The sequence below is a fragment of the Streptomyces zinciresistens K42 genome, from assembly GCF_000225525.1.
In the GTDB taxonomy this organism is placed as follows: Bacteria; Actinomycetota; Actinomycetes; order Streptomycetales; family Streptomycetaceae; genus Streptomyces; species Streptomyces zinciresistens.
Window position 1 is genome coordinate 1 of sequence record NZ_AGBF01000230.1, and the last position, 9,364, is coordinate 9,364.

The following is a 9,364-nucleotide window of genomic DNA, read 5'->3' on the forward strand; positions in this document are numbered from 1 at the left end:
GGCGGCCCGTCCGAGGAGGCCGACGGCCGCCAGGGCAGCCAAGGCCCGGAACGGAATCCACGACATGATGGATTTCGAGACGGCCCGGTCTGTTGCCGAGCGAGGTCGCGGCCCTGGAAGTGGGCGGTCGCCACCTGCGGTCTGAGCGAAGACGTCCGTACGCGGCGGTACACCGTGGAAGTCGTGCGCGACCGGGGTCTCTTCCGGGTTCTCCCCTCTCATCGAGGAGGGGGAGAAACCAGACGGTGCTCAGGCGGTGAGGCCGAGTTCGGTGCGTGTGCGGTGGATGAAGTCGCGGACGGCCGGCTCCCGCCGCCAGGGGGCGAGGGCGGTGTTGAACTCGCGGACGTAGTCCTTGGCCCGGCTCGACTGGACACGGGCGAGGATGTCGACGGACCGGTTGCCGAGGTCGAGACCCTGGTCGAGGTCGCGGGCCTGGAGGTGGGCGGTCCCCACGATCGCGAGCCGCATCCCGACAGAGCGGGTGAACACCCCCGACGGCATGGCGGCGGCCCGCTGGTTCCAGGCGAGCGATGCCTTGGGGTTCTTCAGATCACGGAAGACTTCGGCGGCGTCCGCGGACAGCCTGGCGGGCTGATAGAAGTCGATCCAGGCCGGTTCGTCGCCACTGTTCTGGCCGGCCCGGCTGATGAGGGCCTCGGACGCCGCGAGGGCCCGTGAGGCGGCCCTGGCGTTGTTCTCGCGGGCGTGGGCGCGGGCCTCGATGAGCTTGGTGAACGCCAGGACACGCGGCGCTGCCCGGCCGTTGGCGCGTTCGAAGGCTCCCTGGGCCATGTCGACGGCCTCGGAGGGAAAGCCCCGCAGGAGCGACTGCATGGCCATGGTCGTCAGGACATAGCAGCCGAGCGGGACGTCGCCGCCCGCACGGGCCAGACGCAGGGCCTGGATGAAGTGCCGCTGGGCGACATCGTGCTGGCCGACGTCGAAGGCGGTCCAACCGGCCAGGCGGGAAAGCTCCGAGGTGACAGAGAAGAGGTCCCGGCCGACATCGTCGCTGAAAGAGCCCAGCAGCAGCCGGGCCGCCCGTTCCTGAAGGCAGACGGTGACGGAGTTGGCCTTCCAGTTCCCGCCGCCGTATTTGGAGTCCCAGCGGCGGGCCTCGTCGGCTGCTTCCCTCAACTCGTCCAGGTCGGCCCGGCCGACCTGCTTGCCACCGGCCAGGTCGGCGGCCTCATCTGTGGGGGAGACCAGCCAGCGGGTCACGGGGATGGTGAACGCGGACACGGCGAAGCCGGATCCGGTCAGGAAGTCGCGGCGGTTCACGAAACTCCAGAACGAGGTGGCCACTCGGACCGCGTCAGCACGGTCCCGCGGGAAATCCAACCCCGCATCCGCGTCCGGTGTCTCCGCATCGCCCATACCGATTTCGCCAAGTGCCACCGGACGGCCGAGCCGTTCGGCGATCGCCTGCGCGAGGAACCTGGGCACCGGCCATTTGGGGATCATGCCCCGCCGGCACCAGTTCGCGAGGGAAGTGTGCGAGTAGTCCGACCAGGCCGTCGGCATCCTCCGCGAAGCCGCCGCCGTCAACGCCCGCCGCCGTCAGCGCGTGATCGACCTCGCCCACGAAGAACTCGGAGGCGACCTGAGAGGCAAGCGACCGAGCACCAGAACGCGGGGGTGGCTCAGCGACATTGCCGCTGAGCCACCCTGACGACGCGGACCGGCCGGTGGCGACGGACTCCGCCTCGGGCGGTACGACGTCGGCGACCTCACCGACGCCGTTCACAGGCCCTCGCTGACGTCTTCCTGACGGGCGACGCACAGCGCCCAGATGATGAAGCCGGACATCGCGATCAGGACGACCGACCACACCGGGTAGTAGGGCAGCGAGAGGAAGTTGGCGATGATGATGAGCCCGGCGATGGCGACGCCGCCGACGCGGGCCCAGGTCGACGCCTGGAAGAGGCCGATGCCGATGATCACGGCGACCACGCCCAGGATGAGGTGGACCCAGCCCCAGCCGGTGAGGTCGAACTGGAAGACGTAGTTGCGGGTGGTCACGAACACGTCGTCCTCGGCGATCCCCATGATGCCGCGGAAGATCCCGATGAGCCCGGCGATCGTGAGCATGACCGCGGCGAAGACCATCAGGCCCGCGGCCCACGCGTACTTCGCCGTCTGATCGTGTCGCGTGTGTGTGCTGGCCATCGTTGTGCCTCGTTTCCTTGTGCTCGGCGCGCCGTCAGGCGCGGGGGGAGGAGCCGGACCCGCTCAGGACCAGTTCCTTGGCACGGCGGAACTCCTCGTCGGTGATGTCGCCGTGGGACCGCATCTCGGAGAGCTTGGCGAGTTCGTCGGCGCTGCTCGCCGGCTTGCCCTCGCCGGCCCGGTCACGGACGTAGTCGTCGAACGCGCGCTGCTGTGCCTGGGCGTGGGTGATCTCGCGGGTGCCCATCTCCTTGCCCCGGGCGATGAGGTAGACGAAGACGCCCAGGAAGGGCAGCACGATGACGAAGATCAGCCAGCCGGTCTTGCCCCAGCCGCTCAGCGAGTCGTCGCGGAAGATGTCCCCGATGATCCGGAAGAGCAGGACGAACCACATGATCCACAGGAAGAACCACAGGAGCGTCCAGAACATGCTCAGCAGCGGAAAGTCGTAGGCGAGGTACGTGGTGGCGGTCATCGCTGTCCTCCGTCCCGGGCGGCGTCCGTCGCGCCGTTCCCGCTGCACTCAGCGTGCGCATGCTCACGGCGGGCGGCCTCACCCTGGGCGGGTGAAGTCCCCGCCCCCGGCCGCGGCCCCGCCGTCCGGGGCCGTCCGGGGCGGCACCGCGGCCGCGAGCACCGCCAGCACGGCGAGGACCAGCAGCACCAGGCAGACGACGAGGACGACCACGCCGACGGTGGGCCGGTTCCACAGCAGCAGGGCGAGTGAGCCGCCGCCGATGACGATGCCGGTGGTCCAGGAGCCGTGGGTGTCCAGCCAGCGGCCGGCCGTGCCGGTGCGCAGCCCCGCGTCGCCGAGGGCGCGGCCCGCGGCGCCGGTGCCGCGGGCGGCCTGGCGGCGCACCCACCGGGCGACCCGGCCGGGGCCGTAGAGATAGGCGGCGAGCGCCGTGATCAGGGCGACCACGAGCAGGGTGCGGGTGCTGTCGCGCAGGAAGCGCACGAACGTGTCGTAGATGACGGCTGCGGCGTCGGTGGGCAGCACCGAGGCGGGCACCGAGTCCAGGTAGACGCGGCGCACCACGGCGAGCCCGACGAGCAGCACGATCATCGCCACCGCGACGCCCGCGGCCGTGACGAGCAGCATCATGCGGTGCGCGGGCGCGGTCCACACGGCCAGCGCGGCGCACGCGAGGGTCAGCACGGGCAGCCAGGCGCCCATCACGTCCAGCAGCCGCAGCGCGTCCTGGGCCTCGGAGAGCTTGTCGGTCCGGAAGAGGGTGATCTGCTGGTCCGGGGCGGGGATGGCGCTGGCCTTGTCGAAGCCGCGGTCCACGAGCCGCTGCTTGACGGTGTCGATCACGGTGCCGACGTCCAGCTTGATGCTGTCGCCCTCGGCGCGTACGGCCCCGCTCCGGTCGCCGGTGAGCATGCCGACGACCGCGGAGTGGGCCCGCCGGTTGGCGTCCACCCAGGTCTCCCGGAAGACGTCGCTGGTGACCACGCGGTGCACGATGTCCCGTACGACGTTGGTGACGGCGGCCTTCAGGGGGCCGTTCAGGGCCTCGGTGCGGTCGACGACGGCCGGTGGCGCCCCGGCGTCCGCGAGCGCCTTGCCGAGGGCCTTGGTGACGGCGTCCACGTCGACGTTGGCGACGACGCGCTCGGTGAGCCGGTCGGTGACGACCGCCTGCACCGCGGGTTCGGAGGCCAGCGGGGCGACGGTCGCCACGTAGCGGTCGGTGTCGGAGACCGTGTCGGCCGTCCAGGCCGCGATCACGGCGGGTATCGACAGCAGCAGCGTGACCAGCAGCAGCACCGAGGCGACGCCGTAGCGGGCCCGCCGGTGCCGCACCGCGCCGGCCCGGCGGTAGCGCTCGTAGTCGGCGTGCTCCTCGGCGCTGAGCACCTTGCCGGCGGGGCCCTCCGGGCCGGGGCCCTGCGAGCCGTCAGGCCGCTCCGGGCCGGGGTCCTGCGAGCCGTCCGACCGCTCCGGGCCGGGGTCCTGCGAGCCGGGGTCCTGCGAGCCGTCAGGCCGCTCCGGGCCGGGGTCCTGCGAGCCATCCGACCGCTCCAGACCGGGGCCCTGCGAGCCGTCCGACCGCTCCGGGCCGGGGTCCGGGCCGGGGTCCGGTGTGCCGTCAGGCCGCTCCGGGCCGGGGTCCGGGCCGGGGGGAAGGGGAGGTTCGTCCGGGGCCATGGGCCCTCCTCGCTCGCTCAGGACGCCGGCGGGGCGCTCGCGCCGGGCGGTACTGCGGAGCGGGCCCGGTGCAGGGCGGCCCGCCAGGCGAAGGCGATGGCCAGCTCGGCGAGCCCCAGCAGCAGCAGCCACAGGCCGAGCAGCCGGGTCAGGACGACGGCCGACTGGTTCGGCAGGGCGAGCACGACGATGCCCGCGACGACGGCGAGGGCGGCCGCGCCGAGCACGAAGCCGCGGTGGGGCAGGCCCTTGAAGGCGAGCGCGGTCCAGGCGGTCAGCATCCCGGTGACCACCCAGACGGCACCGACGATCAGCGAGAGCGCGGCGATGGTCTGGAGCGGGTTGCGCAGGCACAGCACCCCGGCCAGCACGTACAGCGCCGCCACGAGCAGCCCCAGATGCCGGTCGCCGTGCTCGCGGGCGAACGAGGCGACGAACCGGAACGCCCCCGTCACCAGCAGGTACAGCCCGATGATCACGGCCAGTACGTGCAGGGTGGCGTCCGGCCAGGCCAGCGCCAGGATGCCGGGCACGAGCGCGGCGAGCGCCGAGCCCAGCAGCCAGGTCCACGAGGCGCCCAGCTCCGCGAGCAGCCGTTCGGCGTCGGGGTCGGGGGCGGGGGCCGTCCCGCCGGTCAGCGGGTCGGGCCCGGGGCCCGGCGCCGGGTCACGCGACACGGTCATGGCTCCTCCTCGCGTACGGCGGCCGGATCTCACCGGCCGCCCGGCGGGACGGTGCGTGGCACCCTCACCGGCTCAGCGTCGCGCGCCGGGCGGGTGCGCCGGGTCACCCATGGCGGGTGATCCGCGGCGACCGCCACGGCGGTGAGGTGGAGCGAGAGGGCCCTCGCCGCCGCGCGGCGAGCGCCCGCCCCGGTCACGGCCGACGACGCGGCCGTCGCGAGCGAAGGGTGTGCCATGACGATCACGAGCGCGTACACGGCCTCGCTGTCCCCGGCGGACAGGGCGGCCCGCGGCCGCGCGGCCCGCAAGCACGCACCGCGTTCGGGCCACGGCCTCTTCGACGCGGGCGGCCGCGAGGACCCGGTGGAGGTGATCGAGCGTCAATCGGCCACGCGCGTGCAGGAGTTGGTGCCGATCCGGTACGGCCGGATGCTGGAGTCCCCGTTCCGCTTCTACCGGGGCGCCGCCGCGATCATGGCGATGGACCTCGGCCGGCGGCCCGACACCGGTCTGACGGTGCAGCTGTGCGGCGACGCCCATCTGCTGAACTTCCGGCTGCTGGCCTCCCCGGAACGCCATCTCGTCTTCGACATCAACGACTTCGACGAGACGCTGCCCGGCCCCTTCGAGTGGGACGTCGAACGGCTCGCGTCCTCCTTCGTGATCGCCTGCCGCGCCAACGGCTTCTCCGAGAAGGAGCAGAACGAGACCGTACGGGAGTGCGTGCGGGCGTACCGGACGCGGATGCGGGAGTTCGCCGGCCTGCGCACCCTGGACATCTGGTACGCCCAGGACGACGTGGACCGGCTGCGGGAGCTGATGGCGTCCTCGATGAGCAAGGAGGCCAGGCGCCGCACCCGGGCGGCGACGGACAAGGCCCGCACCCGCACCCACATGCAGGCGTTCGAGAAGCTGACCCGGCTCACGCCGGAGGGGCGCCGCATCACACCGGACGCGCCGTTGATCACCCCGCTGCGGGACCTGCGCTCCGGCGCGGGCGGCGACCGGCAGGAGCAGGAGATCCTCGCGGTCGTCGAGGGGTACGCCAAGACCCTGTCGTCGGAGCGGCGGCATCTGCTGCGCCACTACCGGCTGGTGGACATGGCCCGCAAGGTGGTGGGGGTGGGCAGTGTCGGCACCCGCTGCTGGATCGTGCTGATGCTCGGCCGGGACGACGAGGACCCCCTGCTGCTCCAGGCCAAGGAGGCGCAGGAGTCGGTGCTGGCCGCGCACACCCGCGGCGAGCGCTACGACAACCAGGGCCGCCGGGTCGTCACGGGCCAGCGGCTGATCCAGACGACCAGTGACATCTTCCTGGGCTGGACCCACATCGTCAGCGGCCTGGACGGACGCAGCCGGGACTTCTACGTACGCCAGCTGCGGGACTGGAAGGGCATCGCCCGGCCGGAGACCATGGACCCGGCGATGCTGCGGCTGTTCGCGCAGCTGTGCGGCGCCAGCCTGGCCCGCGCCCACGCCCGCTCCGGCGACCCCGTCGCCATCGCGGCCTACCTGGGCGGCGGCGACAGCTTCGACCGGGCGCTGATCCGCTTCGCGCAGGCGTACGCCGACCAGAACGAGCGGGACTTCGCCGCGCTGGGCCGGGCGGCCGCCACGGGCCGGGTCCACGCGGAGGACCTCTGAGGGGCCGGCCGGCGGTTCGGCTCCCCGATCGACGAGATCGTGGGAGAGGGCGCCCGCCGACTGCCCTCACCGCTCTGGACGCGGAAGTCACCCAGCACATAGCCGAGTTGGCTGCCGAAGCCGATGAGCATGGGTGACGTCTCCTTGTCCGCAACGGGCGCCACCGGCCCCGGACTCCGGTCACCGCGGCCGGACCGGTCGAGGTCAAGGCGCCGCGGTGAGCGACCGCCGCGTCGCCAGCGAGCCGCCGAGCGCCTGGAACACCTCAGCCGACTCGCCGCCCAGCACCAACTTGGTGCGCACGCAGGAGCGGTGGCCGCGCTGGACTCCCGAGTGGCCGAAGGACTCGTCCGCGTCGGACGGACAGTCCAGAACCTCGGACGACTCGGCCGGAGTCCGGTGCGGCCAACCCGAGCAGACCGACGCGGTGGAGACGTGCACCCACCGGGACGCCGCGTCACGGAGAGCCTGTGCAGCCAGCCGCACGTCACGCGGCGGCAGCCCGGAACTCGACGTGTCGATCACGGCATCCCAAGAACCCTGGGCTGCAAGCCGGTTGAGGTCTGCTTCTTCGGTACGGCCGCCACGGACCGCGCGCACCCCGGGCACGTCCCGCCCGGATCGGCCGCGGTTGAACGTCGTCACGTCCCAGCAACGGCGCAGCGCCTCGTCCACGATGAACCTGCCCAGGTACCACGTACCGCCCGAGACAAGAACCCGCGTACCAGTAGTCCTGCCCGTCCCGAGGACCCAGGAGCAGAGACCTCGGCCCAGGGGTGGGCTTCGTCGGCAAACGCCTACCAGTGCGATCCGCTCATCGCAGTCCCGTGTCTGCCGCGTGCCTTCGCCGTCGCTCGGGGTGCGCTACAGATTCGGCATGAGGCCCGGCTGTCCCGCTTGCACACCCTTGACGTACGCCTCGTACTCGGAGGTCGTCAGAGGAATCCTGTGCTCGGTGAGCACGGAGTGCCGCAGGACGTATCCGAGCCCCTCGACGGCGGTGACTTCGAGGCAGTCGTTCGGGCTGCCGCCCGAGAAATCCGACTTGGTCCACCTGGCCTCGGAGAGGTCGGCGGCCAGCAGAGCCTTCAGCGTGTTCATCTTGGTCTCGTCAGCCACGTGCCAACTCTTTCCGCTTCCTCTTCATCAGCTCAAGCGAGGACACCTCGTCCAGCGCCACGTTCCGGAGAGCGTCGACCGAGGCGCGTACCTCGCGGATCTCTCCAGGCTTGTCCTTGAAGTCCATCCCGGTGACCTGGTCGAACACGACGACAGGGCTGTCGCCCTCTCCCGCGAACTCCAGCAGGGTGAACATGTAGGTCAAAGTGGTCGGTGCAGTAAAGGGGATGATGCGGAACTGCACACGGCCTGTTCGACCGTCCTCGATCAGCGCGTCAAGCTGATCGAGCATCACTTCGACACCGCCGACCATCTGATGCAGGGCCCCTTCGGAGAACATCGCCTCCACCTGCGGCGGGGGAGTCCTCTCGAAGATCATCCGCCGCTGAGAACGCATGGCCGCCGACCGGCCGGCGTCGTCCTTCGTCATCACGGTGCCACTGAAGGGCAACACCTGGGAGCGGGCGTAGTCGGGAGTCTGGAGAAGTCCCGGCAGCACGTTGCCGGCCAGGGTCGTCATCTTCGACGCGGCGTCCTCATGAGCCACGAACTTGATCAACGTCGGCGAAACGACGCCATCGTACGCATCCCACCACGCCTCGGTGATCGCCATTCCGGCGTCGCGCATGGCCGAGAGCGCCGCCTTCGTCACCGCGTCCATACGCAGCGTCTTGCAGATGACGGGCCACTCTTCGTCCGTCGGCCAGCTCAGACCACGTTCCAGCTGGGAGACACGGTTGTACGACTTGCGGCCCAGGGCCCGCGCCAAGTCGATCTGCTGGACCTTCCTGCCGGTGCCGGCACTGGCTTCGCGAGCGGCGCGCAGGGCCCTGCCGAACTTGTGGCGTGCAGCCGCAGCCGCCAGGTTCACTCCCACGACTCCCCCCTCGCACCCACGTATGTCATGGGCAGCGTAGCGCGGGCAGGCCGAAGCAGAGCACTTCCGGGGGTAATTCCGGCAATGCGGTTGCGTACGCAGTTGCGTACGCACAAGACTCGTCGTCACGCACCGGACGATGCGCGTCGCGGTGTGGAACGAGCAATGCGGCTGCCGCAGCCGCGAGCCGGAGGCCGCCATGCCCACGACAGAGCAACCGCAGGGCCGCACATGCAAGACAAAGACGTTCGCAACAGATCCCGCGTCTGTCGCTGACGCACGGACGTGGGTCGGAGACATCTGCGCAGGCCGTGGCGTATCTGACGACCTGTTATTCACCATCAAGCTCCTCGTCAGTGAGGCAGCGTCGAACGCTGTCACACACAGTGGCAGTCCCGACTACACGGTGGTCGTCTTCGAGGACGGCTACATCGAGGTCTGGGACAGCAGCTCGAAAATGCCGAGGCCACGCGTGCACGAGGTGGACTCGGAAGGGGGGCGAGGGCTTGAGCTGATGGAGCTCCTGGCCCCCGGCTATCAAGTAGTTGAGGACAACAAGGGCGGAAAGTGCGTGCGCTTCCAGCCGAAGGAAACCGAGTGAGCCTCCGCCTGACCTCTCTGGACGAGCGGACACCGGCCGGCGACCCCCACCCTCATCTCCCCGTTCAACTGCTCATTCGAGGACACCACTTGGAGCCGACCGCGGCCCTG

Annotated in this window: 10 protein-coding genes and 1 pseudogene; 3 read left to right on the forward strand and 8 right to left on the reverse strand. The window is 71.0% G+C overall.

Translation table 11 applies throughout. The annotated features are described in order from the left end of the window. Positions 1-249: 249 nt before the first annotated feature. The 5 genes from SZN_RS32450 to SZN_RS32470 form a co-directional block, all read right to left on the reverse strand. Positions 250-1,527 (reverse strand): NsdA family TPR-like regulatory protein, encoded by a 1,278-nt coding sequence (locus SZN_RS32450; RefSeq protein WP_483027205.1) that lies wholly within the window; start codon positions 1,525-1,527, stop codon positions 250-252. A 219-nt stretch (positions 1,528-1,746) separates the two neighbouring features. Continuing rightward, positions 1,747-2,172: a DUF7144 family membrane protein gene (locus SZN_RS32455; protein WP_007503430.1), complete on the reverse strand. Its 426-nt coding sequence runs from the start codon at positions 2,170-2,172 to the stop codon at positions 1,747-1,749. Between the two features lie 34 nt (positions 2,173-2,206). Beyond that, complete coding sequence (locus SZN_RS32460; protein WP_007503431.1) at positions 2,207-2,647, reverse strand: SHOCT domain-containing protein; 441 nt, start codon at positions 2,645-2,647, stop codon at positions 2,207-2,209. A gap of 78 nt (positions 2,648-2,725) precedes the next feature. Continuing rightward, positions 2,726-4,330 carry a hypothetical protein gene (locus SZN_RS32465; RefSeq protein WP_007503432.1) on the reverse strand — a complete coding sequence of 535 codons (1,605 nt, stop codon included), beginning with the start codon at positions 4,328-4,330 and terminating at the stop codon, positions 2,726-2,728. A gap of 17 nt (positions 4,331-4,347) precedes the next feature. Next, positions 4,348-5,013: an HdeD family acid-resistance protein gene (locus tag SZN_RS32470; RefSeq protein ID WP_007503434.1), complete on the reverse strand. Its 666-nt coding sequence runs from the start codon at positions 5,011-5,013 to the stop codon at positions 4,348-4,350. 234 nt (positions 5,014-5,247) lie between these two features. Here SZN_RS32470 and SZN_RS32475 point away from each other — a divergent pair, with 234 nt between their 5' ends. Continuing rightward, entirely contained in the window at positions 5,248-6,657 is a 1,410-nt protein-coding gene (locus tag SZN_RS32475; protein ID WP_007503435.1) for a DUF2252 domain-containing protein, read from the forward strand. A 27-nt stretch (positions 6,658-6,684) separates the two neighbouring features. Beyond that, a pseudogene (locus SZN_RS43575) lies at positions 6,685-6,875 on the forward strand (IS256 family transposase); the annotation flags it as partial. Here SZN_RS43575 and SZN_RS32480 read toward each other — a convergent pair. From SZN_RS32480 to SZN_RS32490, 3 genes are all read right to left on the reverse strand, one after another. Continuing rightward, a complete protein-coding gene (locus SZN_RS32480; RefSeq protein ID WP_208865884.1) occupies positions 6,862-7,332 on the reverse strand; it encodes a Rossmann-fold NAD(P)-binding domain-containing protein in 471 nt (156 codons plus the stop codon). The pseudogene SZN_RS43575 and the gene SZN_RS32480 sit on opposite strands and share 14 nt — an antisense overlap. 189 nt (positions 7,333-7,521) lie before the next feature. Continuing rightward, positions 7,522-7,776, reverse strand: a complete 255-nt coding sequence (locus tag SZN_RS32485) for a DUF397 domain-containing protein (RefSeq protein ID WP_007503438.1) — start codon at positions 7,774-7,776, stop codon at positions 7,522-7,524. Next, positions 7,769-8,653, reverse strand: coding sequence for a helix-turn-helix domain-containing protein (locus tag SZN_RS32490; protein WP_139063632.1), 885 nt, complete (start codon positions 8,651-8,653; stop codon positions 7,769-7,771). Before SZN_RS32490 ends, SZN_RS32485 begins: the two co-directional genes overlap by 8 nt. A gap of 139 nt (positions 8,654-8,792) precedes the next feature. Between SZN_RS32490 and SZN_RS37805 the strand changes: the two genes are divergently transcribed. Continuing rightward, entirely contained in the window at positions 8,793-9,254 is a 462-nt protein-coding gene (locus SZN_RS37805; protein ID WP_050815153.1) for an ATP-binding protein, read from the forward strand. Positions 9,255-9,364 lie beyond the last annotated feature (110 nt).

What these genes read in the sequence shown, in the direction of transcription:
- SZN_RS32450 (WP_483027205.1), bottom strand. Translation starts at nt 1,527, where the DNA reads ATGCCGACGGCCTGGTCGGACTACTCGCACACTTCCCTCGCGAACTGG.
- SZN_RS32455 (WP_007503430.1), bottom strand. Translation starts at nt 2,172, where the DNA reads ATGGCCAGCACACACACGCGACACGATCAGACGGCGAAGTACGCGTGG.
- SZN_RS32460 (WP_007503431.1), bottom strand. Translation starts at nt 2,647, where the DNA reads ATGACCGCCACCACGTACCTCGCCTACGACTTTCCGCTGCTGAGCATG.
- SZN_RS32465 (WP_007503432.1), bottom strand. Translation starts at nt 4,330, where the DNA reads ATGGCCCCGGACGAACCTCCCCTTCCCCCCGGCCCGGACCCCGGCCCG.
- SZN_RS32470 (WP_007503434.1), bottom strand. Translation starts at nt 5,013, where the DNA reads ATGACCGTGTCGCGTGACCCGGCGCCGGGCCCCGGGCCCGACCCGCTG.
- SZN_RS32475 (WP_007503435.1), top strand. Translation starts at nt 5,248, where the DNA reads ATGACGATCACGAGCGCGTACACGGCCTCGCTGTCCCCGGCGGACAGG.
- SZN_RS37805 (WP_050815153.1), top strand. Translation starts at nt 8,793, where the DNA reads ATGCGCGTCGCGGTGTGGAACGAGCAATGCGGCTGCCGCAGCCGCGAG.